Annotated in this window: 23 protein-coding genes; 14 read left to right on the top strand and 9 right to left on the bottom strand. The window is 63.0% G+C overall.

What is annotated here, in order from left to right; translation table 11 throughout:
- Positions 1–5: 5 nt before the first annotated feature.
- On the top strand, positions 6–359 hold the full coding sequence (locus ACVWVY_RS07060; protein WP_456625695.1) for a c-type cytochrome: 354 nt from the start codon (positions 6–8) through the stop codon (positions 357–359).
- On the opposite strand, the gene ACVWVY_RS07055 is transcribed toward ACVWVY_RS07060, so the two are convergent.
- Positions 356–1,234: an HpcH/HpaI aldolase/citrate lyase family protein gene (locus ACVWVY_RS07055; RefSeq protein ID WP_456625694.1), complete on the bottom strand. Its 879-nt coding sequence runs from the start codon at positions 1,232–1,234 to the stop codon at positions 356–358. The genes ACVWVY_RS07060 and ACVWVY_RS07055 overlap by 4 nt on opposite strands.
- 116 nt (positions 1,235–1,350) lie before the next feature.
- On the opposite strand from ACVWVY_RS07055, the gene ACVWVY_RS07050 reads away from it, so the two are divergent.
- Positions 1,351–1,995, top strand: coding sequence for a carbonic anhydrase (locus tag ACVWVY_RS07050; RefSeq protein WP_456625693.1), 645 nt, complete (start codon positions 1,351–1,353; stop codon positions 1,993–1,995).
- A 113-nt stretch (positions 1,996–2,108) separates the two neighbouring features.
- Here the strand turns inward: ACVWVY_RS07050 and ACVWVY_RS07045 are convergent, their stop codons facing one another.
- Complete coding sequence (locus ACVWVY_RS07045) at positions 2,109–3,143, bottom strand: aspartate-semialdehyde dehydrogenase (RefSeq protein ID WP_456625692.1); 1,035 nt, start codon at positions 3,141–3,143, stop codon at positions 2,109–2,111.
- 117 nt (positions 3,144–3,260) lie between these two features.
- On the opposite strand from ACVWVY_RS07045, the gene ACVWVY_RS07040 reads away from it, so the two are divergent.
- Together ACVWVY_RS07040 and ACVWVY_RS07035 are read left to right on the top strand one after the other, a co-directional pair.
- Positions 3,261–4,064, top strand: a complete 804-nt coding sequence (locus ACVWVY_RS07040) for a hypothetical protein (protein WP_456625691.1) — start codon at positions 3,261–3,263, stop codon at positions 4,062–4,064.
- A 219-nt stretch (positions 4,065–4,283) separates the two neighbouring features.
- Entirely contained in the window at positions 4,284–4,667 is a 384-nt protein-coding gene (locus ACVWVY_RS07035) for a hypothetical protein (RefSeq protein ID WP_456625690.1), read from the top strand.
- 234 nt (positions 4,668–4,901) lie between these two features.
- Here the strand turns inward: ACVWVY_RS07035 and ACVWVY_RS07030 are convergent, their stop codons facing one another.
- Positions 4,902–5,546, bottom strand: coding sequence for a DapH/DapD/GlmU-related protein (locus tag ACVWVY_RS07030; RefSeq protein WP_456625689.1), 645 nt, complete (start codon positions 5,544–5,546; stop codon positions 4,902–4,904).
- A gap of 126 nt (positions 5,547–5,672) precedes the next feature.
- Complete coding sequence (leuB, locus tag ACVWVY_RS07025) at positions 5,673–6,785, bottom strand: 3-isopropylmalate dehydrogenase (RefSeq protein ID WP_456625688.1); 1,113 nt, start codon at positions 6,783–6,785, stop codon at positions 5,673–5,675.
- Positions 6,786–7,041: 256 nt separating this feature from the next.
- Between leuB and ACVWVY_RS07020 the strand changes: the two genes are divergently transcribed.
- The 5 genes from ACVWVY_RS07020 (at position 7,042) to ACVWVY_RS07000 (ending at position 13,308) form a co-directional block, all read left to right on the top strand.
- Positions 7,042–7,905 carry an EamA family transporter gene (locus ACVWVY_RS07020; protein WP_456625687.1) on the top strand — a complete coding sequence of 288 codons (864 nt, stop codon included), beginning with the start codon at positions 7,042–7,044 and terminating at the stop codon, positions 7,903–7,905.
- Between the two features lie 92 nt (positions 7,906–7,997).
- Positions 7,998–9,191, top strand: a complete 1,194-nt coding sequence (locus ACVWVY_RS07015; protein ID WP_456625686.1) for a YbfB/YjiJ family MFS transporter — start codon at positions 7,998–8,000, stop codon at positions 9,189–9,191.
- A gap of 202 nt (positions 9,192–9,393) precedes the next feature.
- On the top strand, positions 9,394–11,052 hold the full coding sequence (locus ACVWVY_RS07010) for a tetratricopeptide repeat protein (RefSeq protein WP_456625685.1): 1,659 nt from the start codon (positions 9,394–9,396) through the stop codon (positions 11,050–11,052).
- 196 nt (positions 11,053–11,248) lie between these two features.
- Positions 11,249–12,277 (top strand): putative zinc-binding metallopeptidase, encoded by a 1,029-nt coding sequence (locus ACVWVY_RS07005; RefSeq protein ID WP_456625684.1) that lies wholly within the window; start codon positions 11,249–11,251, stop codon positions 12,275–12,277.
- Positions 12,274–13,308 (top strand): D-alanine--D-alanine ligase family protein, encoded by a 1,035-nt coding sequence (locus ACVWVY_RS07000; RefSeq protein ID WP_456632129.1) that lies wholly within the window; start codon positions 12,274–12,276, stop codon positions 13,306–13,308. Before ACVWVY_RS07005 ends, ACVWVY_RS07000 begins: the two co-directional genes overlap by 4 nt.
- Before the next feature lie 21 nt (positions 13,309–13,329).
- On the opposite strand, the gene ACVWVY_RS06995 is transcribed toward ACVWVY_RS07000, so the two are convergent.
- The 4 genes from ACVWVY_RS06995 to ACVWVY_RS06980 all read right to left on the bottom strand — a co-directional run bounded on the left by ACVWVY_RS06995 (position 13,330) and on the right by ACVWVY_RS06980 (position 16,593).
- The gene (locus tag ACVWVY_RS06995) at positions 13,330–14,115 is read right to left on the bottom strand and encodes a molybdopterin-dependent oxidoreductase (protein WP_456625683.1); all 786 of its coding nucleotides are present in this window, start codon (positions 14,113–14,115) and stop codon (positions 13,330–13,332) included.
- 14 nt (positions 14,116–14,129) lie between these two features.
- A complete protein-coding gene (locus tag ACVWVY_RS06990) occupies positions 14,130–14,759 on the bottom strand; it encodes a cytochrome b/b6 domain-containing protein (RefSeq protein WP_456625682.1) in 630 nt (209 codons plus the stop codon).
- Between the two features lie 182 nt (positions 14,760–14,941).
- On the bottom strand, positions 14,942–15,496 hold the full coding sequence (locus ACVWVY_RS06985) for a fasciclin domain-containing protein (protein ID WP_456625681.1): 555 nt from the start codon (positions 15,494–15,496) through the stop codon (positions 14,942–14,944).
- 335 nt (positions 15,497–15,831) lie between these two features.
- The gene (locus ACVWVY_RS06980; RefSeq protein ID WP_456625680.1) at positions 15,832–16,593 is read right to left on the bottom strand and encodes an SDR family oxidoreductase; all 762 of its coding nucleotides are present in this window, start codon (positions 16,591–16,593) and stop codon (positions 15,832–15,834) included.
- 89 nt (positions 16,594–16,682) lie between these two features.
- On the opposite strand from ACVWVY_RS06980, the gene ACVWVY_RS06975 reads away from it, so the two are divergent.
- Complete coding sequence (locus ACVWVY_RS06975; RefSeq protein ID WP_456625679.1) at positions 16,683–18,209, top strand: malonate--CoA ligase; 1,527 nt, start codon at positions 16,683–16,685, stop codon at positions 18,207–18,209.
- 144 nt (positions 18,210–18,353) lie between these two features.
- On the opposite strand, the gene ACVWVY_RS06970 is transcribed toward ACVWVY_RS06975, so the two are convergent.
- Positions 18,354–19,205, bottom strand: a complete 852-nt coding sequence (locus tag ACVWVY_RS06970; RefSeq protein WP_456632128.1) for a sulfite exporter TauE/SafE family protein — start codon at positions 19,203–19,205, stop codon at positions 18,354–18,356.
- A gap of 585 nt (positions 19,206–19,790) precedes the next feature.
- On the opposite strand from ACVWVY_RS06970, the gene sdhC reads away from it, so the two are divergent.
- From sdhC to ACVWVY_RS06950, 4 genes are read left to right on the top strand one after another with little or no spacing between them, the layout of a single operon-like run.
- Positions 19,791–20,189, top strand: coding sequence for a succinate dehydrogenase, cytochrome b556 subunit (sdhC, locus tag ACVWVY_RS06965; protein WP_456625678.1), 399 nt, complete (start codon positions 19,791–19,793; stop codon positions 20,187–20,189).
- A gap of 14 nt (positions 20,190–20,203) precedes the next feature.
- On the top strand, positions 20,204–20,578 hold the full coding sequence (sdhD, locus tag ACVWVY_RS06960; RefSeq protein ID WP_456632127.1) for a succinate dehydrogenase, hydrophobic membrane anchor protein: 375 nt from the start codon (positions 20,204–20,206) through the stop codon (positions 20,576–20,578).
- A gap of 3 nt (positions 20,579–20,581) precedes the next feature.
- Complete coding sequence (sdhA, locus tag ACVWVY_RS06955) at positions 20,582–22,438, top strand: succinate dehydrogenase flavoprotein subunit (protein ID WP_456625677.1); 1,857 nt, start codon at positions 20,582–20,584, stop codon at positions 22,436–22,438.
- Between the two features lie 24 nt (positions 22,439–22,462).
- Positions 22,463–23,248, top strand: a complete 786-nt coding sequence (locus ACVWVY_RS06950; RefSeq protein ID WP_456625676.1) for a succinate dehydrogenase iron-sulfur subunit — start codon at positions 22,463–22,465, stop codon at positions 23,246–23,248.
- Positions 23,249–23,364: the final 116 nt, after the last annotated feature.

Raw genomic sequence — 23,364 nt, 5'->3', positions numbered from 1 at the left:
CGAAAATGGCGCGTTCCACCTGGCTGCACATCTTGATCGCAGCTTTCGGTGCGCTCGCGGTGCTGCTGTTCGTGCGGCTGCATAATGCGAACGGCGCTCCGCTGCCGTCAGACAGCGTCTCGGCCGGGCATCGTCTCGCCGAGGCCTGGTGCAAGAATTGTCACGCGATCGAGGCCGCGACCGCAGGCGCGAGGGGTCGCGGGCCGGATTTCGTCGCGATCGCCAACCGGACCTCGACCACGGCGCTGTCGTTGAAGGTATTCATGAAGACGAGCCATCACCGGATGCCCAATCTCATCATCACGCCCGGTCAGGCCGATGATCTCACGAATTATATCCTGAGCCTGAAGCGCGATTAATGCCCCATCGCCGCGATCGCATCCGCAATCGCGATCGTCCGCCGCGCCATGTCGGTGTGCAGCCGCTCCACCATCCGCCCATCGAGCTGGATGGCGCCGCGTGAGGCGTTTTCCGGCTTTTCGAATGCCGCGATGATCTTGCGCGCCTGTTCGACCTCCTCGGCCGGCGGCGTGAAGATGGCGTTGCAGGCCTCGATATGACTCGGATGGATCAGCGTCTTGCCGTCGAAGCCGAGATCGCGAGCCTGCGCGCACTCGGTCGCAAAGCCGTCGATATTGCTGATGTCGCTGTAGGGGCCGTCGAGAATTTCGAGCCCGTGGGCACGCGTCGCCAGGATGCAGTGCGTGATCATCGGGATCATCGCCGCGCGGCCCGGCTGCATGCGGATCCGCGTCTCCCGCGAGATATCATTCGGCCCGAACACGAAGCCCGCGAGGCGGATTTCCGAATCCTTCGACGCTGCGGCGAGCTTGTCGGCGTCCAGCACCCCGCGCGCGGTTTCGAGCATGGCCCAGACCCGGATCGACATATCGGCGTTGATGTCGCTCAGGCGGTTGGCGATGGCGTTGAGATCGGCCACGGTGGAAATCTTGGGAACCAGGATGCCGTCGGGACGGGCCTTGCCGGCCATGGTGACGTCGTCGACCCACCAGGGCGTATCGAGGCTGTTGACGCGGATCAGCACCTCGCGCTTGCCGAACCCGCCGGCCGCAATCGCCTTGGCGATCTGGTCGCGGGCGACAGCCTTGGCGTCCGGCGCCACCGAATCCTCGAGGTCGAGAATGATGCCGTCGGCGGGCAGGTTGGGCGCCTTTTCCAGCGCCCGAGCGTTCGATCCCGGCATAAACAAGAGGCTGCGGCGCGGACGGATCATGGGCTGGTTCCTCTGGAGGCTTCGAACCTCACGCCCTAACATTTCAAACCCGGGTCCGAAAGCCTTGTTCCCGTCATCGGCTTATGGTTAGCCATGCCGGATACAGACAGGACACCATGGCTCCATTCCCGCAACATCTGCTCGACGGCTACCGGGCCTTCACCTCGCAGCGGCTGCCGACCGAACAAACGCGCTACCGGGAACTTTCCGAGCGCGGCCAGTCGCCCGCCGTGATGGTGATCGGCTGCTGCGATTCCCGCGTCTCGCCGGAAGTGATTTTCGACGCCGGCCCCGGCGAACTCTTCGTGGTCCGCAACGTCGCCAATCTTGTGCCGGTTTTCCAGCCGGACGGCGGCGCCCATGGCGTGTCGGCGGCGCTGGAGTATGCCGTACAGGTGCTGCGCATCAAGCACATCGTGGTGCTCGGCCACGCGCAATGCGGCGGCATCCGGGCCTTCATCGACGATATCGATCCACTGTCGCCGGGCGATTTCATCGGCCGCTGGATGGCGATGTTCATCAAGCCGGGCGAAAAGGTCCGCCAGCGCGAACAGGAGTCCCGGCAGGATTTCACCACGCGGATCGAGAAAGCCGCGGTGTTCCGCTCACTCGAAAACCTGATGACGTTTCCGTTCGTGCGCAGCCGCGTCGAGCGCGGCGAGATGGAATTGCACGGCGCCTATTTCGGCGTCGCCGAGGGCTCGCTGTTCGTGCTCGACCCGGAAGCGAAGGAGTTTCGCAGCGTCAGAGATGGCGGATAGCGATTGGGTGCGTAGGGTGGGCAAAGGCGCACCGCGCCGTGCCCACCATCTATCCTCGACCGACGCGCTGAATGGTGGGCACGCTTCGCTTTGCCCACCCTACGAATTCTCCGTCAGGCCGCCTTCTTCTTGGCGGTGATCAGCTTGCGGTTGATCAGGCACTCGGCGATCTGGATCGCGTTCAGCGCAGCACCTTTGCGCAGATTGTCCGACACGCACCACAGCTGCAGGCCGTTCTCGACGGTGTTGTCCTCGCGAATGCGGCTGATGTAGGTCGCGTCTTCGCCCGCCGCCTCATACGGCGTGACGTAGCCGCCGGGCTCGTGCTTGTCGATGACCAGGCAACCTGGCGCGTTGCGCAGGATGTTGCGCGCCTCATCGGCGGTGATCGGGTTCTCGAACTCGATGTTGACGGCCTCCGAATGGCCGACAAACACCGGTACGCGCACGCAGGTGGCGGTAAGCCTGATTTTGGGATCAAGAATCTTCTTGGTCTCCATCATCATCTTCCACTCTTCCTTGGTGTAGCCGTCCTCCATGAACACGTCGATCTCGGGGATGACGTTGAAGGCGATACGCTTCGGGAATTTTTTGTTGATCAACTCGCTGTTGGTGTAGATGGCCTTGGTCTGCGAGAACAATTCGTCCATCGCATCCTTGCCGGCGCCCGAAACCGATTGATAGGTCGCGACCACGACGCGCTTGATGGTGGCCTTGTCATGCAGCGGCTTCAGCGCGACCACGAGCTGCGCGGTCGAGCAGTTCGGATTGGCGATGATGTTCTTCTTGGTGAAGCCGGCGACCGCATCCGCATTGACCTCGGGCACGATCAGCGGCACGTCCGGATCCATCCGCCAGGCCGACGAATTGTCGATCACGACCGCGCCGGCGGCGCCGATCTTGGGCGACCATTCCTTCGACACCGAGCCCCCGGCCGACATCAGGCAGATGTCGACATCTGAGAAGTCATAGTGCTCGAGCGCTTTGACCTTCAGGGTGCGGTCGCCATAGGACACTTCGACGCCGACGCTGCGGCGCGAGGCCAGCACCACGACCTCGTCGGCGGGAAATTTGCGCTCGTCGAGAATGTTGAGCATTTCGCGTCCGACATTGCCGGTCGCACCGACGACAGCGACTTTGTAACCCATCGTTCACTCTCCGAGGAAAAATGCCGCCCCGCCGCGTCAAGCGGAAAGGGGGAAGGCAGCGCTTCTATGCGAGAAACGCCGATATGACAACGTTTGACGGCTGTGTTTGGGCGTTTGATGCATTCGGTTCCGGCCAGAACGGCCAATTCCTACTATACGCTGAGCATACGACCGGCGCTGGCAAGCTTCGTTGACGAGGTCTGCGGCACGTTGGCCCGGCTCTGCGCCTATCTGATGACGCTGGCGCTGATGGCCATTTGCGGTATCGCGCTATGGGAACATTTGCCCGATGCCACGGCGATGGAGGCGTCGCCCAAAAGCTGGAGCCAGGCCGGACGCACAGCGCCCGCCTTCGCGGTAAGCCAGCTTATTTTCCCCGGTAAGACAGAGACTTACGAAGTTCTTCGGCATCCCGAGGGCGGCCGCAAGGACGTCTTCCGCTGGAGCGGCATCGGCGGCACGCCGGTCGCCGAACTCGAAATCTATCGTCCGGGTGAAGAAATCGACCAGGTCGGCTCGGCGGCCAGCTACCTTGCGCTAAGGATGGACCCGGCTGGCCCGCGCGAGCTGGAGGCGGCGGGAATCATCGACAGCAAGTTCGGCGCCGTGACCCTGTTTCGCCGCGTTGGCGGCACCGAGGCCGCCCGCGCCTGCCTGCGATTTTTCAAGCATGGCGATGAGCCGAAATTCCGCCTCTCTGGCTGGTCGTGTCTGGGCGAGGATTTGCCGGCCCGCCGCGCCGCGATCGGCTGCATGCTGAACCGGCTGATCCTGCTGACGGCCGGAAACGATGCAAAACTGGCGGAATTGTTCGCCCATGCCGAAGTCCGGCGCAGCGATTGCGCGACTTCGGGCGCGCCGGCCTTGTCGGCGGATTGGGTGATGAGCGCCGACAATCCGCATTTGCGCGGCACCCTTTAGTCCGCCGTGTGTGGGACCTGCTTCCGCAGCCCCTGACAATTGTGGCGACAAGCAGCCAAGACACTGGTTTTCATGAAACTTTTTCGCTGCGCGCCGCATTATTCCGGCGCGGTGTGGCGCAATTGACCTAGCGACGATGGTCCCGCCATGGCTACAATGCCGGCAATCAGATTTGGCGATCGGCCAGCCCCCGCAAGGGTGGACAATGACGAGGATGCAATGACCCGAAAATTCCCCGCTGCGAGCAAGCTCGCGATGTTGCTTGCTGCGGCTGCCCTCGTCGCGCTCGGCTCGGCTTCCGCCAGCGCCCAGTCCAAGCAGCAGAAATATGACCGGGACGGCCGTCCCTATTACGGGGCGAACGGTCCCAACCGGTCGTACCAGCAGGGTCCGCGCACGCGCGTCTTCGTGACCACGCGTTCCTGGCTCGATGCCGGCACGGAAGTGCTGCCGGGCGACCGCAAGTTCCAAGACTACGCCTTCCCGTCGCCGTACGGGTACCCAACCTTCGCGCGCGAAAACCTCAACCGCCCAATCGACCGCCAGCCGCTTAACCCGCCGTCGGATCTGGGCGGCCAGCCGACCCAGTTCCCGCTGTATTGAGCAGCTTCGCCTGACGAAAAAAATGCCCGGTCGAGACCGGGCATTTTTTGTGACGTTCAAACGTTAGACCCTCATGGTGAGGAGGCGCGCAGCGCCGTCTCGAACCATGTGGCCCGGCTGGTGCCATTCATCCTTCGAGACGCGCGAAGACGCGCTCCTCAGGATGAGGTCTGGTAGGGAATGCGTGGGAAGCGACAGTGAGCGCGCTTGCCGCGTCCGCATCCACCTTTCGATCTACCGACCCGCAGCAAGAGCCGGGTCGTAGCGCTCGCAAAACTGTTCGATCGCCTCGGAGCGGAAATCGCTCAGGCGTTCGAAGATGATCTCATCCGGCCAGTCCCACCAGGCGATGCGGCGCAGGCTTTCGGCGACCGCATCGGGAAAGCGCTGGCGGATCGGGCGTGCCGGAACGCCGCCAACTATCGTGTAGGGCGGCACGTTGCGGCTGACGACGGCGCCCGCGGCAATGACCGCACCGTCGCCGACTGTCACGCCCGGCAGCAGGATGGCGGCATGCCCGATCCAGCAATCGTTGCCGACGATCACCCGGTCGCTGCGGCGCTCGGCAAAGAAGTCGCGGTCACGGGTCGCCGTCGCCTCGTAATATTCCGGGCAATAGGTGAAGCGATGCTGGGACGGACGGCCCATCGGATGGTTCGGCGCGCCGATCCGGACTGAATTCGCGATCGCCGTGAACTTGCCGATCACGGCGTCGGCGACCTCGCAGTTCTCGCCGAGATAGGAGTAATCGCCGAGCGAGGCATATTCGATGCGCGTGTTGCCCAGGACTTCGCAACGCCGGCCGATCTTCGCCTCGCGCAGGCGCACCGTTTCATGGACGATGGTTTCCGCGATCTTGGGTCGATGCGAATTGTCCATGAACCGGCTCCGATGAGTTCAGACCGTAGGGTGGGCAAAGGCGCAACGCGCCGTGCCCACCATCTATCGACGAATCGTGACAATGGTGGGCACGCTTCGCTTTGCCCACCCTACGATTCCGGGGCCTCAGGCGTGCAGCTTCTGCAATTCCTTCAGGATCGCCTCGCCCATCTGCGTGGTGGAGGCAGAAGTCGTGCCCTCTGACTTGATATCCGCGGTACGCAGACCGCTGGCGAGCACGGCTGCGATCGCCGCATCGACCTTGTCGGCCAGCGTGCCCATGTCGAAGGAATAGCGCAGCGCCATCCCGAACGAGGAGATCATCGCGATCGGATTGGCGAGGCCTTGGCCGGCGATATCGGGCGCCGAACCGTGCACCGGCTCGAACAGCGAGCGGCGCTTTTTGGTCTTGGCATCGACTTCGCCAAGCGAGGCCGAGGGCAGCATGCCGAGCGAGCCGGTCAGCATTGCCGCGATGTCGGACAGCATGTCGCCGAACAGATTGTCGGTGACGATGACGTCGAACTGTTTTGGCGCCTTCACCAGCATCATGCCGCCGGAGTCGGCGAGTTGATGTTCGAGCGTCACGTCCTTGTATTCGCGCCCATGCACCGCCGTCATGACCTCGTTCCAGAGCACGCCCGACTTCATGACGTTGCGCTTTTCCATCGAGGTCACCTTGTTGCGGCGCTTGCGCGCCAGGTCGAAGGCGACGCGGCCGATGCGCTCGATCTCATAGGTGTCGTAAACTTGCGTGTCGATGGCGCGCTTCTGGCCATTGCCCAGATCGGTGATGGTCTTGGGCTCACCGAAGTAAACGCCACCGGTCAATTCGCGCACGATCATGATGTCGAGGCCTTCGACCGCCTCGCGCTTCAGGCTGGAGGCATCCGCCAGCGCCGGATAGCACACGGCGGGGCGCAGATTGGCGAACAGGCCGAGATCCTTGCGCAGGCGCAGGAGACCAGCCTCGGGGCGCACCTCGTAGGGAACGCTGTCCCACTTCGGGCCGCCGACGGCGCCGAAGATGATGGCGTCCGCTGCCGTGGCCTTGGCCATGTCGCCTTCCGAGATCGACACCTTGTGCGCGTCATAGGCGGAGCCGCCGACCAGGCCCTGCTCGGTCTCGAATGACGCGATGCCCTGCTTGTTCAGCCAGTCGATCAGGCGCTGCACCTCCCCCATCACTTCGGGGCCGATGCCGTCGCCGGGGAGAAGCAGCAGTTTATGGGTCGCCATGGTCGTTTACCTCAGGACTGGTGATTGTTTCGTCATTGCCGGGCAAAAGCGCGAAGCGCGTCTCGCACAAATGACCCGGCAATCCAGCACTTGAAGACGATGGATGTCCGGGTCGAGCCCGGGCATGACGAGCGAAGGAAATCCGGGCGGAGTGCTAAAGCGCCGGAAGCGGATTGGCAAGGCGCAGAAAACAGGGCCAGAATGGCCCGGAAAGAGCACCCCGCAAGCCCCTCAAGAAGGCACCAAGACGGACCTCATGACTTTAGCCATTATCTACGCCTTTGCCTCGGCCGGCTTCCTGGGCGCCGGGGTCGTTCTGGCGCAGCTCGGCTTGCGGACCGTCGAGCCGCTCTCGGGGGCCGCGATCAGCGTTCCGACCTTCACCTTGCTGTTCCTCCTGCTGTCGCCGCTGATCCTGCAAGGCGAGCCCGTGGTCTGGCGCGCCTTGCCGGTCTTCATGGCGATCGGCCTGTTCTTCCCGGCCGCGCTGACGCTCCTGACCTTTGCATCCAACCGGGCGCTCGGGCCCGTCATCACCTCGACGCTCGGCAACCTCGCGCCGCTTTTTTCGGTGACGGTGGCTGTGGTCCTGCTGCAAGAGCCGCTACATCCGCCGCAACTGCTTGGCCTCGTCGTCGCGGTCGCGGGTGCGGCTGTCATCACCGTGACCCGCCCGCGCGACCTCGGCCATTGGCGCAGCTGGGCGCTGTTGCTACCGCTCTGCAGCGCGCTGGTGCGCGGCGCAACGCCTCCGATCATGAAACTCGGGCTTGAGGTCTGGCCGAGCCCGCTCTGGGCCTGCCTGATCGGCTACGTCATGTCCTCCCTGGTGGTGTTGACGGTGCAACGCGTTCGCAAAGGCAGCTTTCTGGTGCAGGCGCCGCGCGCGGGCCGGTTCTGGTTTGCGATGACCGGAATCAGCAACGGGCTCAGCGCGCTCAGCCTGTTCATCGCCATCCGCAACGGCCCGATCACGCTGGTGGCGCCGCTTGCTGCAATCTATCCGCTCGTCACGGTGGGGCTGAGCGCGATGTTGCTCAAGCACGTTGCGATCACCGCACGCATTGTGGCGGGGACCGCGCTGACGGTACTCGGCGTAGCCCTGGTGCTTATTGGCTGATCCCGTTGCGGGATTGGCAACACACCGTTGCTCCCTGTGCAGCTGTGCAACGGCCGCTTTGCCTGCCAGAATGACCGCTGCCGGAGAATTCTGTGAAAGCTCCCGACCAACACACCTACGCGCACCCTGCGTGGCTGATCCTCATTCTGTCGCTCGCGCCAACGATCGGTCTCGGAATCGGCCGCTTCGCCTATGCGCTGGTGCTGCCCGACATGCGCGACGCGCTCGGTTGGTCCTATTCCGCCGCCGGCTTCATGAACACGATCAACGCCGTCGGTTATCTGGCGGGCGCGTTGCTTGCCTCACGGATGATCAGGCGCTTCGGGCTGCCGCGAACGGTCCGCTGGGGAACGCTTGCCGCCGTCGCCTCGCTGGCGCTATGCGCCGTGTCAGGCAATTTTTTCGTGCTGAGCTTTGCGCGATTGCTGGCGGGTGTCGGCGCGGCGGGCGGGTTCGTCGGCGGCGCGGCGCTGGCCGCCACGATCGCGCAGACGCGCCCCGAACGCGCCAACTTCCTGCTCAGCCTGTATTATGCCGGGCCGGGGCTCGGCATCCTCTCATCGGGGCTGATCGCGCCGTTCGTGCTGCAGGGCTTTGGACCCGGATCGTGGTGGATCGTGTGGTGGGCCATGACGCTGCTCTGCGCCGTCCTGATCCTGCCGCTGTTGCTGGCGCCGCTCGGCAGTGGTGCCGCGATCGACCGCGCGGCGCCGGCCAAATTCTCCATCCGGCCGGTGCTTGTCTATCTGATCGGCTACTTCCTGTTCGGCGCCGGCTACATCGCCTACATGACCTTCATGATCGCCTATGTGCGCGACGCCGGCGGCGGCGCGGCGGCACAAAGCGCGTTCTGGAGCCTGATCGGCCTCAGCGCATTTGTGACCCCCTGGGTGTGGCGGCGCGTGCTGGCGCTCGACCGCGGCGGCCTCGCCACCACGATCATCCTCGGCGTGAATGCTGTCGGCGCGGCGCTGCCGATCTTCGGACACTCGGTATGGCTGCTGGCGCTATCGGCGCTGGTGTTCGGTGTCGCGTTCTTCGCGGTGGTCGGCTCCACCACCGCCTTCGTCCGCTTCAACTATCCGCCGCAGGCCTGGCCGACCGCGATAGCAGCCATGACCATTTCATTCGGCATCGGCCAGACGCTGGGACCAATCGTGGTCGGCGCGATCACGGATGCGGTGGGCAGCCTGTCGTTCGCACTCAACATTTCCGCTGCGATGCTGGCGCTAGGTGCCGTGCTGTCGGCGTTTCAGAAGAGGGTGGCGCAGAAAGCTTCACCGTGAAGCGAGATCTACCCCACGAGTCGTCCCTGCCTCGTGTGCAATTGCGCACGGGCGCAGGGACGACGAGGGAGTTTAGGCCGATCAATTTCTGCTGAGTGACAACCGCATGCGGCAGCTTGTAGCCCCAGGTAATATCGGCCTGTGCTAGACTGCCTGCCCGGTACGGTCGCGAAACCCAACACGATCCTGGAGATGAAACGGCATGACCTATTTCGATCTCGGGCCATATAGCCGCAAGGTCACCACGTCTTCGCCCGACGCCCAGCTTTGGTTCGACCGCGGCCTGAACTGGCTGTTCGGGTTCAACCACAGCGAAGCGATCAAATGCTTCCAGAAAGCGCTGAAGCACGATCCCGAGTGCGCCATGGCGCACTGGGGCATCAGCTACGCCTCGGGCCCCAACTACAATCTGCCGTGGGTTCGCTACGACCCGCTTGGCCGGCAGATGGCGCTGTCCGCATCCTACGATGCGATGCAGGCCGCACTTGCGCACGCCGGAAAAGCCAGTCCAGTTGAGCAAGCGATGATCGAGGCCCTCGCCGCGCGCTATCCCCAGCGCGAAGCGATCGAGGATATGTCGGCCTGGGACAAGGCCTACACAGGGGAAATTCGCAAGATATTTGCAGCATTTCCCGACGATCTCGAGGTCCGGGCGGTCTTTGCCGAGTCAATCATGAACGAGACGCCGTGGCAGATGTGGGACCTGCCCTCCGGCAAACCTGCCGAGGGAGCGGGCACCGAGGAATGCAGGGCGGTGCTGGAATACGCTTTCGACAGAATCCCGGCGGCATGGGATCACCCGGGCCTCTTGCATCTCTATGTCCACCTGATGGAGATGTCGCCATTTCCGCAGCGCGCATTGCGGGCCGGTGATCGGTTGCGCGAGATCGTCCCGGACTCCGGTCATCTCATCCATATGCCGACGCATCTCGATGTGCTGTGCGGACACTACAATGACGTCCTCGTTCACAATCAGAAGGCGCTGGCGACCGACCGCAGGTTCCTCGCCTATTCGGACGATCCGGGCGTCTACCTGGTCTACGTCATCCACGACTTCCACTTCGCAATCTACGGCGCCATGTTCCTTGGCCAGTACACGCCCGCCATCGCGGCCGCCGAGGAATTGATCGCCACGATACCCGAGGCGGTACTGCGTATTGAATCGCCTCCGATGGCGGATTTCCTCGAAGGCTACCTGACGATGAAGCAGCACGTCCTGGTGCGCTTCGGCAAATGGCGCGAAATCATCGAACAGGAGCTGCCCAGGGATCGAAACCTCTACTGCTCGAATGTCGCCATGATGCACTACGCCAAGGCGGTCGCGCATTCGGCGCTTGGCAATGTCGCCGAGGCCGAGACGGAGAAGGCGTTGTTCTTGGCGGCGAAGACCCGGGTGCCCGAGAGCCGCCGCGTCCACAACAACCTTGTCGTTCACCTGCTTGGTGTGGCCGAAGCGATGCTCTACGGCGAATTGGAATATCGCAAGGGCAAGCATGACGCGGCTTTCACGCATCTGCGTCGATCGGTCGAGCTCAGCGACGAGCTGCCCTATGACGAGCCGTGGGGATGGATGCAGCCGACCCGCCATGCGCTGGGGGCGCTTCTGCTCGAGCAGGGACGCATCGAGGAAGCCGAGGCGGTGTACCGCTCCGACCTCGGCCTTGACGGCAAGTTGAGCCGCGCCTGCCAGCATCCGGACAATCTGTGGTCGCTACACGGGCTGCACGAATGCCTGGTCCGCCGCGGAGAAAAGGTCGAGACAGCTCTGATCAAACAAAGGCTCGACCTGGCGCAGGCGCGGGCGGAGATTCCGATCAAGGCATCCTGCTTCTGCCGCCGGATGGACATGGCGGCCGCGTAGCCGTTCGCGGCGCCCGTTGGACGCGGCTTCAGGCGAACATCAATGAAGCCCCCCGTCGCGTCGCTGCGCCGGCATTGAACCTCTGTTTACGATATCGACGCATGAACAACGGAACACCGCGAAGACTGGGCGGTTGTTGCCGGCGGAGTCTTATGACACCATCCGAATACCGATTATTGAGACTTTTCAGAGCCCTATGCCCCGCCGGAAATTTGCCTGGGAAAAATTGTCGGACGACCAGTTGCTCAAGCAACGCCTCAGCAGCCTGAGGGTTGCCGTCGACGGCACGTGGCTGGAAGATTGCCTCAACACTCTCCACGAAGAGCTCGAAGCGCGGGATATCCGGTTGCGGCCACACACATGGGTGTCGAGCGAATGGTTCAGCCCGGCTGGCGTGCCCGGTGTTGCCATCCCGTTCTATCTCACCCATCCCCGCCTGATGAAGCTCGAGAAAAAAATGATGCTCGACGTCGAGGGCAGCACCTGGTCCGAGTGCATGGCTATCCTCCGTCACGAGACAGGCCATGCCATGCAGCATGCCTACCAGCTGCAACGCCGCCGGCGTTGGCAGCAACTGTTCGGCCCATCCTCGAAACACTATCCGCGTTACTATCGCCCCAACCCGGCAAGCCGGAATTATGTCCAGCATCTTCGGCTTTGGTACGCACAGAGTCATCCGGACGAGGATTTTGCGGAAACCTTCGCAGTATGGCTGAGGCCACGTTCGAAATGGCGGACGCGCTATGCCGGCTGGCCGGCGCTGAAGAAGCTCGAATATGTCGACGAACTGATGCACGAAATCGCCGGGAAACGACCGCTTGTCACGACGCGGGAGCGCGTCGATCCGCTGCATGAACTCCGCGAGACGATCGGCGAACACTATCAAAAGAAGCAGGCGTTCTACGCATTCAAGGCGCCGAAAACTTACGACCGCGACCTGTCCCGGCTGTTTTCCTCCGATCCGCGACATCGCCGGGAGCAGGCAGCTTCTCTCTTCATCAGGCAGCACCGCGCTCAAATCAGGCAGCTGGTCGCGCGGTGGACGGGCGAGAACCAGCTTACGCTCGATGCCGTTCTCGACGACATGATCTCCCGATGCCGCGAACTCGATCTGCGTGCCGTCGGCCCCAAGCAGAAGCTTGTGATCAATTTCACCATCCTGTTGACCGCCAAAACCATGCATGCGCTGTTTGGCCCGTCGCGGCGGAAATGGATCGCGTTATGAGACACCTTCGCGTTCTGGTGCTCATGCATCCGGACTTCGTACCACCCGACTCGACCGACGGATACTCCGTGCGGGAAATCAACGAATGGAAAACCGAGTACGACGTCGTAAGCACCTTGCGTGCGGCCGGCCACGAAGTGCGCCCTCTCGGCATACAGGAAGAAATCAAGCCGGTGCGCGAAGCGATCGAGGGTTTCAAGCCGCATGTGGTGTTCAACCTGCTCGAGCAATTTCATCACGAGCCGGTGTATGACCAACACATTCCAAGCTTGCTCGAACTGATGCAGGTGCCATACACCGGGTGCAACCCGCGCGGCCTGATCCTTGCGCGCGGCAAGGATCTGTCCAAGACGCTTGTGCACCATCGCCGGATCGCGGTGCCTGCCTTCGCCGTGTTTCCGATGCGGCACAAGGTGAAACGGCCGGCGCGTCTTGCACTGCCGCTGATCGTCAAGAGCTTGAGCGAGGATGGATCGCGGGGCATTTCGCAGGCGTCCATCGTCGACACCGACGAGAAGCTTGCCGAGCGCGTTACGTTCGTTCACGAGCGCGTCGGAACGGCCGCCATCGCCGAGCAATTCGTCGAAGGACGTGAGCTCTATGTCGGTGTGCTCGGCAACAATCGATTACGGGTTCTGCCGGTTTGGGAGTTGAAATTCGGCAGCATGGGCGGCCAGAGCGCGCGGCGCATCGCCACCGAAAAGGTCAAGCACGACACGGATTATCAGGAGCGGGTGGGAATTGAAGACGGGCCGGCCAAGGACCTTGCGCCGGAGCTGCAAGCCCGTATTCAGCGAATAGCAAAACGCATCTACCGGACGCTGGGCCTCGATGGATACGCGCGCATCGACTTTCGCCTTTCTGCCGAGGGCACGCCGTATTTCATTGAAGCGAACCCCAATCCCGAAATCGCAAAGAGCCAGGAGTTTGCTCTGGCGGCCAAGCACGATGGACTCGATTATCCCGACGTGCTGCATCGTATCCTTGCCCTCGGAATAAGCCGGGCAAAGGCAGGCGTATCCGTCGGCTGAAAGACGCAGGAAAGCCGCGGGTTAACTCCCGCTGAACGAATTATACCCCTGGTCTTCCCAGAAGCCGCCCTTGTACTCGTTGGTGACTTCCATCGACATCACGTATTTCGGATTCTTGAAGCCGAGCTTGGTCGGCACCCGGATCTTCATCGGGAAGCCATAGGCGCGCGGCAGGATCTCGTCACCGAACTTGAAGGTCATCTGGGTCTGCGCATGCAGCGCGGTCGCCATGTCGAGCGGCGAATTGTAACCATCCTTGTCGGCGCACTGGAACCAGACGTATTTCGCGCGGGTATCCGCCCCGATCACTTTCAGGAAATCGCGCAACGACGTGCCGGTCCAGCTTCCGATCGCGCTCCAGCCTTCGACGCAGATATGGCGCGTGATCTGCTTGACCTGCGGCAACTGATAAAGCTCTTCCAGCGTCCAGGATTTCTTGTTCTCGACCAGACCGCGCACTTCCAGCTTCCAGGTATTGCCGTCGACCGTGGGCGCTTCCTCGAGGTCGTAATAGGCGTTGAACGGGAACGGCTTGGTGATGTCCTTCTCCGAGAAAGTCGGCGCCATCGCATTGGGGTTGAAGATCAACGCCTGCACGCCGTCGTTGAACTTCGAAACCTGCTTCAGCATCTCTTCGGCCGAAAAACTGTCGGTCACGTCGCAGCCGGTCAGCAGCGTCAGCGCGCCGAGGCTGGCGCCGCCCGAGATGAAACGCCGGCGGCTGAGATCCGGCATCGTCTTTACCGCGTCCCGGATGAGGAGCGTCTTGTCGACGCCGGGGATCAGGAGGTTGCGCATGCGGCCCATCGTCAGACTCCTTGTTAGCGGCCGATGATCATGGCGCGCAGGCTCTTCGGCACCAGAAGAGCGAGCGCGACATGAACCACCATGAAGGCGACGATCGCCGCCATGCAGAAGAAGTGGACGTAACGTGCGGCGTCGTAACCGCCGAACAGCGCCGTCAGGTATTGCAACTGCACCGGCTTCCAGATCGCCAGGCCGGACAGCACGATGAGAATGCCGATGATGATGATGCCGGCATAAAGCAGCTTTTGCACCTGATTGTACTTGGTCAGATCGTCATGCGAGAGCTTGCCGGTCAGCGCCGCCTTGGTATCCGAGATCACGCCCTCCGGCGTGATCGGCAGCAGCTTCTTGCGGAAGCGGCCGGTGGCAAGACCCACGGTCAGATAGATCAGGCCGTTGACCATCAACAGCCACATCGCGGCGAAATGCCAGAGCAGCGCCCCGCCGAGCCAGCCGCCCAGCGTGATGCTCGAGGAGAAGCGGAAATCGAACAGCGGCGAGGCGTTGTAGATCTGCCATCCCGACATGATCATCAGGACCATCGCGAAGGCGTTGGTCCAGTGCAGCGCCCGCACCCAGGCCGGCTGGATGACCTTGGCCTTGGTTGACGCCGTGTGTTCGTCGCTGACTGTGAGGGCCGACATATCCGTTCCCCGCTTGAAATTGGGTATTTGATTTATACGCCCGGAACCGGGCCAGCGTTACTGCCATGACGCTATCAGATCGATGCATGGCGCCTATCGAATTCACAAAAAAGCGAGCCGGGTTGCCCCGGCTCGCCCAGCCACACACGCCCTGTTGGGACCAGTCAAGGCGCGTGGGAAGCTCAGGATGCCGGCATCAGCACGGTGTCGACCACATGGATCACGCCGTTCGACTGATTGACGTTCGAGATCGTGACCATCGACTTGCCGCCCTTGGCGTCCACGATCCAGACCTTGCCGTCATCCTTCTTGACGGTCAGCTCTTCGCCTTCGGCGGTCTTCAGCTTCATGCCGTCCTTGAGGTCGGACGCGGCGAGCTTGCCGGGCACGACGTGGTAGGTGAGGATCTTGGTCAGGGTCGCCTTGTTCTCAGGCTTCACCAGCGTGTCGACGGTGCCGGCCGGCAGCTTGCCGAAGGCGGTGTTGGTCGGCGCGAACACCGTGAACGGGCCCTTGCTTTCGAGGGTTTCGACCAGGCCGGCAGCCTTCACCGCGGCAACCAGCGTGGTGTGATCCTTCGAGTTGACGGCGTTCTGGACGATATTCTTGGAGGGGAACATCGCCGCACCTCCGACCATCACGGTCTTTTCCTCCGCGCTGGCGGGCGCGGTGATGGTGGCGGTGAAAGCCAGTGCGCTGAACACGGCGGCGGACAGCAGTGCAATACGTTTGGACATGGAATCTTCTCCCGAGGATTGCGTTGGCCGGCGGGGCTTCCGCCGGTACTGAAAACAACGACGCCAGGTCGATTGACCGGGTTGATTTCGTCGTCGTTGGGCCGAGCTACGGGAGGTTTTTCGGCCGGTTTCGCGGAATAAATTATCGTGATGGCTGAAACTTTTGAGGGGGCCGGCCGTGTGGCGGCCCAGCCCGGGCCTCGGTGTCGTCCCTGCCAATGCAGGAACCCATACCGCGTGACCTCTCAGTAAGGCGTTGTGGCTGACGCCTTTCGCAAACTGCAGCCTGTGGTGATGGGTCCCCGCTTTCGCGGGGACGCTTAGGAGAGTGTGCGTTAATCCCTGTTATGCGGCGTCTGGATGAACCCGCGATTATGCGTCGGGCTGATCAGGATCTCGTTCATGCACACGCGCGGCGGCATGCTGGCGACGAAGGCGATGGTGCGGCCGCAATCTTCCGGTTGCAGCATTTTCGCCTGCTCCTCTTCTGATGGCACCACCGGGCGCAATTTGAGGATCGGGGTCGCCACCTCACCGGGCGACAGGCAGCAGGCGCGCAGGCCGTTGACGCATTCGTCCATGTTGAAGGAATGGGTCAGCGCCAGCACCGCGTGTTTTGTGGTGGTGTAGGCCGGGCCCGGCATTTTCGAGACGTGACGGCCGGCCCAGGACGCGACGTTGATGATGCAGCCATCCTGCTGCTTCCGCATCGCCGGCAGCACCGCGCGCATGCAGTAGAGCACGCCGTTGAGATTGACCTCGACGAGCTTGTCCCAGCCTTCCAGTTCCATGTCGGCCCAGCTTCGCTTCGGCACGTTGATGCCGGCACTGTTGACCAGCAGGTCGATCCGGCCGTGCTTGGACAGGATCTGGTCGGCGGCCTCGTTGACATTGGCCTTGTTGCTGACATCGAGCTGGATCGCCTCGGCCTTGCCGCCCTTTTTGGTGATGTTGGCGACCACGCGTTCGAGTTCTTGCTTGCGGCGGCCCGAAATCACCACCGTCCAGCCATCGGCTGCCAGGAATTCCGCCCCGGACTCGCCGATTCCGCTGCCACCGCCGGTCACCCAGGCCACGCGTTTCCCGCTATTTGTCATGCAAACTGTCTCCGTTGCTTTATGAAGGTCGTTCTTGCTATTCCAGCCGGCGAAATTCCGCTGGCCAGCGCCCTCCTGGGGAATGTTGCATGAACACCACCGCCAACGCCAACCTGTTTTCCCGCCTGTTCGATACGCTCGACGATCCGAACCGGCTCGCGATCGAAATGCTCGACGGCACGCGCATCAGCTATGGCGATCTGATCGGCCGCGCCGGCCAGATGGCGAATGTGCTGGTTGCGCGCGGCGTCAAGCCCGGTGACCGCGTAGCAGCCCAGACCGAGAAATCGGTGCCGGCGCTGGTGCTGTATCTTGCGACCGTGCGCGCAGGCGCGGTCTATCTGCCGCTCAACACCGCCTACACGCTCAACGAGCTCGACTACTTCATCTCCGACGCCGAGCCTGCGCTGGTGGTGTGCGACCCCTCGAAAGCGGACGGCATCGGCGCGATCGCGGCCAAGGTGAAGGCAAAAGTCGAAACGCTGGGGCCCGACGGCAAGGGATCGCTGACAGATGCCGCCGCCAAGGCCGAAGCGGCGTTCGCGACGGTCGCGCGCGCCAATGACGACCTCGCCGCCATCCTCTACACCTCGGGCACCACCGGCCGCTCCAAGGGCGCGATGCTGACGCACGACAATCTGGCGTCAAACTCCCACAGCCTGGTCGACTACTGGCGCTTCACGGACAAGGACGTTCTGATCCACGCGCTGCCGATCTATCACACCCACGGCCTGTTCGTGGCGAGCAACGTCACCCTGTTCGCCCGCGCCTCGATGATCTTCCTGCCGAAACTCGATCCTGAAATGATGATCAAGCTGATGTCGCGCGCGACCGTGATGATGGGGGTGCCGACTTTCTACACGAGGCTATTGCAGAGCCCGGCACTGACGAAGGAATCCACCAAGCATATGCGGCTGTTCATTTCGGGCTCCGCGCCGCTGCTCGCCGACACCCACCGCGAATGGTCCGCACGCACCGGCCACGCCGTGCTCGAACGCTACGGCATGACCGAAACCAACATGAACACCTCCAATCCCTATGACGGCGAGCGCGTGCCCGGCGCGGTCGGCCATCCGCTGCCCGGCGTTTCCGTGCGTGTGACCGATCCCGAAACGGCTAAGGAGCTCGCGCGCGACGAGATCGGCATGATCGAGGTCAAGGGCCCGAACGTGTTCAAGGGCTACTGGCGGATGCCTGAGAAAACAAAATCGGAATTCCGCGACGACGGCTTCTTCATCACCGGCGATCTCGGCAAGATCGATCCCAAGGGCTATGTGCACATTCTCGGCCGCGGCAAGGATCTGGTGATCTCGGGCGGCTTCAATGTGTACCCTAAGGAAATCGAGAGCGAGATCGACGCCATGCCGGGCGTGATCGAATCCGCCGTGATCGGCGTGCCGCATGCCGATTTCGGCGAAGGCGTCACCGCGGTGCTGGTCTGCAACAAGGGCGCCGACGTCACCGAAGCGGGTGTGCTGAAGGCGCTCGACGGCCGGCTGGCGAAGTTCAAGATGCCGAAGCGCGTGTTCGTGGTCGACGAACTGCCGCGCAACGCCATGGGCAAGGTGCAGAAGAACATTTTGCGGGATACCTACGCGAAGATTTACGCGAAATAGTTCAGTCGTCCCTGCGAACGCAGGGGCCCACAGCCACCGGCCGCAATTGTATTGCAGGGATATCTGCCGTTCTGCCTTATCGATAGATCACGCGGTATGGGTCCCTGCGTTCGCAGGGACGACGACGTTGGCGACGGCCGCCTGCTAGAGCAGACTAATCACAAACCGGCTGCCGACGATGAAGAGATACGCGCCGAAGGCCATCTCCAGGTTCCGCTTCGACATCGCATGCGCGGCGCGCACGCCGAGCGGCGCGGTCAGGAGGCTGGTTGGCATCACGAGCACAGCCCCGATCAGTGAGACGTAGCCGATCGCAAACGGCAGCTGCAACGCCGCGACATCGGGAAAACGCGCCGCCGCCGGCCAGCCGGCATAGACGTAGCCGAGCGCGCCGGGGATCGAGATCAGGACGGCGAGCGCCGACGAGGTCGCGACCGCCTGATGGATCGGCCGGCCGTAGAATGTCATCAGCAGGTTCGCGAACAGGCCGCCGCCGACGCCCATCAGCGTCGAGAGCAGCCCGATGACGAAGCCATAGAGCCGCATCAAGGGCCCGGTCGGGATCTCGTCGCCTAATTTCCAGCCGTCGCGCGCCAGCAGCAGCCGGGCGGCGGCCGACCACGCCACCATCACGAACACGATCTTGAACAGCCGCTCCGGCGCGTAGCGCGCGGTGACGCTGCCGGCGACCACCCCGATCACGATCGGCAGCCACCAGCGCCTGAGGATGTCCATGTCGACCGCGCCGCGGGCGTAATGGGCGCGAAACGAGGCGAGCGAGGTCGGGATGATGATCGCAAGCGAGGTGCCGATGCAGAGCGGCATCCGCACCTCCAGCGGCACGCCGGCCAGCCGGAAGCATTCGTAGAACACCGGCACCAGGATGGCGCCGCCGCCGATCCCGAAAACGCCGGCCAGAAATCCCGACAGCGCCCCGACCGCGATCAGCAGCAAGGCGAGTTCGATGAGCTCTTTGGGATCGAGGCCGGCCATCATGTCTTTGAGCATCCCACGTCCAGGATTCGCCACCCGCGCATCTGCATGGGCCACCCGCGCGACTTAGCTGCTTCAAGGCGAACCGCGAAATCCGCATATCCGGTCGGCTCTGGATGAATAGCCTCGGCGCGCTCGCAGCCTTCGCGATGGAGGGCCGGAATCGTGCGCGGCCCGTCGCGGCGGGCCGAGGCCGATCTGGCCGCCGGGCACCCGGTGCGCCTGTTCGCCGGGCACGGGCCGGCGCCAGTACCATTGCACCTGATGTTTTAGCCGTGCGGCTGGCCTCGCCGCAGGTTGCGCCTTCGTAGATTGCCTCGTCGAGCGCTGGCGCGGCATCGATCCGTTCGGCGCACAGCCCCGCGCCAGCCGATAAACAGAATCATTATTCAATTCTTAAACCATGCCAAATGGCCGTGGTATACCAAGCCGCTGATCTTTCGCGCTTCGTCGCCTCCTAGTAATGAACGTTGGTTCGATTCCGAGCGATTTGATCGTTGCGCGGACTGATTCGACTCCGTAAATAGAATTCATCTACCGCGCATCCCCATGGGCCGGCCGCGGTTCCATACAACATAAAGCCGCCGAATGACCGCCAGGATCGAACGACCGCTATCGCCCCATTTGTCGACCTATCGCGTCACCCTGACGATGGCGCTTTCCATCATCCACCGCGCCACGGGAATCGCGCTCTATTTCGGCACCCTGCTGCTCTCCTGGTGGCTGATTGCCGCGGCATCCGGCCCCGGGGCCTACGCCAACGTCCAGGCCTTCACCGGCAGCATCATCGGCAAGCTGATTCTGTTCGGCTACACGTGGTCGCTGCTGCATCATTTGTGCAGCGGTATCCGCTACTTCTTCTGGGATCTGGGCTACGGCTTCAAGGCCAATGAGCGCGAGGCGCTGACCTGGGGCGCGCTGATCGCGGGCATTTCGTTGACCGTCCTGGTCTGGATCATCGCCTACACGGTCGGAGGCGGACGATGAGCGACCCTCGTTCGATGCGCACGCCGCTCGGTCGCGTCCGCAATCTCGGTTCCTCGCATTCCGGCACTACCGATTTCTGGCGCCAGCGTCTCACGGCGGTGGCGATGGCGCTGCTGATCGTGCCCGTCATCGTGATCATCCTGATGCTGATCGGCCGCAACCAGGCCGGCGCGGCGCAGATCCTCGGCTCGCCGCCGATCGCGATCATCCTGGCCCTCTTCATCATCGCCAGCAGCTGGCATATGCGGATCGGCATGCAGATTGTGATCGAGGACTACGTGCACAACGAGAAGATCAAGCTCGCCAGCGTGATGGCGAATAATTTCTTTTGTATCGCGGTGGCTCTGGCGTCGATCTACGCGATCCTCAAATTGTCATCGGGAGTTTAACCCATGGCTGCACAAGGTAACGGCAAGGCCACCAACGGCAGTGGCGGAACTGCAAGTGGTCCTGCCACCAACGGAAAATCCTATCCGATTGAGGACCACACCTACGACGTCGTGGTGGTTGGCGCCGGCGGCGCCGGCCTGCGCGCCGTGGTCGGCTGCTCCGAAGCCGGCCTGCGCACCGCCTGCATCACAAAAGTATTCCCGACCCGCTCGCATACGGTTGCAGCGCAAGGCGGCATTTCGGCTTCCCTTGGCAACATGCATCCGGACGACTGGCGCTGGCACATGTACGACACCGTCAAGGGGTCGGACTGGCTCGGCGACCAGGACGCGATCGAATACATGGTGCGCAACGCGCCGGAAGCCGTCTACGAGCTCGAGCATTGGGGCGTGCCGTTCTCGCGGACTGAGGACGGCAAGATCTACCAGCGCCCGTTCGGCGGCATGACCATGGACTACGGCAAGGGCCAGGCGCAGCGCACCTGCGCCGCCGCCGACCGCACCGGCCACGCCATGCTGCACACGATGTACGGCCAGGCGCTGCGCCATTCGGCCGAATTCTACATCGAGTTCTTCGCCATCGACCTGATCATGGACGACCAGGGCGTCTGCCGCGGCGTCATCGCGCTCAAGCTCGACGACGGCACGCTGCATCGTTTCCGCGCGCAAACGACGATCCTCGCGACCGGCGGCTACGGCCGCGCGTATGCTTCCTGCACCTCGGCACATACCTGCACCGGCGACGGTGGCGGCATGGTGCTGCGCGCCGGCCTGCCGCTGCAGGACATGGAATTCATCCAGTTCCACCCGACCGGCATCTACGGCTCGGGCTGCCTCGTCACCGAGGGCGCCCGCGGCGAAGGCGGTTATCTCGTCAATTCCGAGGGCGAACGCTTCATGGAGCGTTATGCGCCCTCCGCCAAGGACCTCGCCTCGCGCGACGTCGTCTCGCGCTCGATGACGATCGAAATCCGCGAAGGCCGCGGCGTCGGCAAGAAGAAGGATCACATCTACCTGCACCTCGATCATCTCGATCCCAAGGTGCTGAACGAACGGCTGCCGGGCATTTCCGAATCGGCGAAGATTTTCGCCAATGTTGACGTCACCCGCGAGCCGATCCCGATCGTGCCGACGGTGCACTACAACATGGGCGGCATTCCCACCAATTATCACGCCGAAGTGCTGACCAAGAAGAACGGCGACGACAATGCGGTGGTGCCCGGTCTGATGGCGATCGGCGAAGCCGCCTGCGTGTCCGTGCACGGCGCCAACCGCCTCGGCTCCAACTCGCTGATCGACCTCGTGGTGTTCGGCCGCGCCGCCGCGCTACGGCTGGCGGAGAAGCTGACGCCGAACGGCAAGCAGCCGGACCTGCCGGCGGGTTCTTCCGATCTGGCGCTCGGCCGGCTCGACCACTACCGCTACGCCTCCGGCGGCACGCCGACCGCAAAACTGCGCGAGGGCATGCAGCATGTCATGCAGAGCAATTGCGCGGTGTTCCGCACCGGCGAGATCCTGCACGAAGGCCAGAACCTGATCCACAAGGTCTATGGCGGCATCGGCGACGTCGCCACCACCGACCGCTCGCTGGTCTGGAATTCCGACCTAATCGAAACGCTCGAATTCGACAATCTGATCGTACAGGCCGTGGTGACGATGGACTCGGCGGCCAACCGCACCGAAAGCCGCGGCGCCCATGCCCGCGAGGATTTCTCGGCGCGCGACGACAAGAACTGGATGAAGCATACGCTGGCGTGGATCGACAATGGCGGCAAGACCACGATCGATTACCGCCCGGTGCACGACTACACGATGACGAACGACGTTCAGTACATCCCGCCGAAGGCGCGGGTGTATTGAGAACGACAGCGAAGGCTTGCAAGCATGGCTGAATTCACACTTCCCAAGAACTCAAAAATCACCGGCGGCAAGGCCTGGCCGAAGCCGGCGGGCGCGACTGAGACGCGCGAGTTCAGGGTCTATCGCTGGAATCCGGACGACGGCAAGAACCCGAGCATCGATACCTATCACGTCGACACCAGCGACTGCGGTCCGATGGTGCTGGACGGCCTGATCTGGATCAAGAACCACGTCGATCCGACGCTGACCTTCCGCCGCTCCTGCCGCGAGGGTGTCTGCGGCTCCTGCGCCATGAACATCGACGGCCAGAACACGCTGGCCTGCACCAAGTCGATGCACGACGTCGCCGCCGGCGGCGCGGTCAAGGTCAACCCGCTGCCGCACCAGCCGGTCGTGAAGGACCTGGTGCCCGACCTGACCAATTTCTACGCGCAGTACGCTTCCATCGAGCCGTGGTTGAAGACCACCACGCCGACGCCGCAGAAGGAATGGAAGCAGAGCCACGAGGATCGCGAAAAGCTCGACGGCCTCTACGAATGCATCCTGTGCGCCTGCTGCTCGACCTCCTGCCCGAGCTACTGGTGGAACAGCGACCGCTTCCTCGGTCCGGCCGCGCTCCTGCAGGCGAACCGCTGGGTGACGGATTCCCGCGATGAAGCCACCGGCGAACGGCTCGACAACCTCGAAGACCCGTTCAGGCTCTACCGCTGCCATACCATCATGAACTGCGCCAAGGCCTGCCCGAAGGGCCTGAACCCGTCGGAAGCCATCGCCGAGCTCAAGCTGAAGATGGTCGAGCGCCAGATCTAGGCAGAGATGCCGTAGCCCGGATGAGCGCAAGCGACATCCGGGGCAGCTTTAGCCGGTTGTGAGAATCCCGGATTGCGCTCCGCGCCATCCGGGCTGCGCGGCGGAAGCTAAGGCCC

This window comes from Bradyrhizobium sp. URHC0002 (assembly GCF_054059515.1).
This window is presented reverse-complemented; position numbering and strand designations above follow the sequence as displayed.

Coding starts and splice junctions, on each gene's coding strand:
- ACVWVY_RS07060 (WP_456625695.1), top strand. CDS start 6: ATGGCGCGTTCCACCTGGCTGCACATCTTGATCGCAGCTTTCGGTGCG.
- ACVWVY_RS07055 (WP_456625694.1), bottom strand. CDS start 1,234: ATGATCCGTCCGCGCCGCAGCCTCTTGTTTATGCCGGGATCGAACGCT.
- ACVWVY_RS07050 (WP_456625693.1), top strand. CDS start 1,351: ATGGCTCCATTCCCGCAACATCTGCTCGACGGCTACCGGGCCTTCACC.
- ACVWVY_RS07045 (WP_456625692.1), bottom strand. CDS start 3,143: ATGGGTTACAAAGTCGCTGTCGTCGGTGCGACCGGCAATGTCGGACGC.
- ACVWVY_RS07040 (WP_456625691.1), top strand. CDS start 3,261: ATGCATTCGGTTCCGGCCAGAACGGCCAATTCCTACTATACGCTGAGC.
- ACVWVY_RS07035 (WP_456625690.1), top strand. CDS start 4,284: ATGACCCGAAAATTCCCCGCTGCGAGCAAGCTCGCGATGTTGCTTGCT.
- ACVWVY_RS07030 (WP_456625689.1), bottom strand. CDS start 5,546: ATGGACAATTCGCATCGACCCAAGATCGCGGAAACCATCGTCCATGAA.
- leuB (WP_456625688.1), bottom strand. CDS start 6,785: ATGGCGACCCATAAACTGCTGCTTCTCCCCGGCGACGGCATCGGCCCC.
- ACVWVY_RS07020 (WP_456625687.1), top strand. CDS start 7,042: ATGACTTTAGCCATTATCTACGCCTTTGCCTCGGCCGGCTTCCTGGGC.
- ACVWVY_RS07010 (WP_456625685.1), top strand. CDS start 9,394: ATGACCTATTTCGATCTCGGGCCATATAGCCGCAAGGTCACCACGTCT.
- ACVWVY_RS07005 (WP_456625684.1), top strand. CDS start 11,249: ATGCCCCGCCGGAAATTTGCCTGGGAAAAATTGTCGGACGACCAGTTG.
- ACVWVY_RS07000 (WP_456632129.1), top strand. CDS start 12,274: ATGAGACACCTTCGCGTTCTGGTGCTCATGCATCCGGACTTCGTACCA.
- ACVWVY_RS06995 (WP_456625683.1), bottom strand. CDS start 14,115: ATGGGCCGCATGCGCAACCTCCTGATCCCCGGCGTCGACAAGACGCTC.
- ACVWVY_RS06990 (WP_456625682.1), bottom strand. CDS start 14,759: ATGTCGGCCCTCACAGTCAGCGACGAACACACGGCGTCAACCAAGGCC.
- ACVWVY_RS06985 (WP_456625681.1), bottom strand. CDS start 15,496: ATGTCCAAACGTATTGCACTGCTGTCCGCCGCCGTGTTCAGCGCACTG.
- ACVWVY_RS06980 (WP_456625680.1), bottom strand. CDS start 16,593: ATGACAAATAGCGGGAAACGCGTGGCCTGGGTGACCGGCGGTGGCAGC.
- ACVWVY_RS06975 (WP_456625679.1), top strand. CDS start 16,683: ATGAACACCACCGCCAACGCCAACCTGTTTTCCCGCCTGTTCGATACG.
- ACVWVY_RS06970 (WP_456632128.1), bottom strand. CDS start 19,205: ATGATGGCCGGCCTCGATCCCAAAGAGCTCATCGAACTCGCCTTGCTG.
- sdhC (WP_456625678.1), top strand. CDS start 19,791: ATGACCGCCAGGATCGAACGACCGCTATCGCCCCATTTGTCGACCTAT.
- sdhD (WP_456632127.1), top strand. CDS start 20,204: ATGCGCACGCCGCTCGGTCGCGTCCGCAATCTCGGTTCCTCGCATTCC.
- sdhA (WP_456625677.1), top strand. CDS start 20,582: ATGGCTGCACAAGGTAACGGCAAGGCCACCAACGGCAGTGGCGGAACT.
- ACVWVY_RS06950 (WP_456625676.1), top strand. CDS start 22,463: ATGGCTGAATTCACACTTCCCAAGAACTCAAAAATCACCGGCGGCAAG.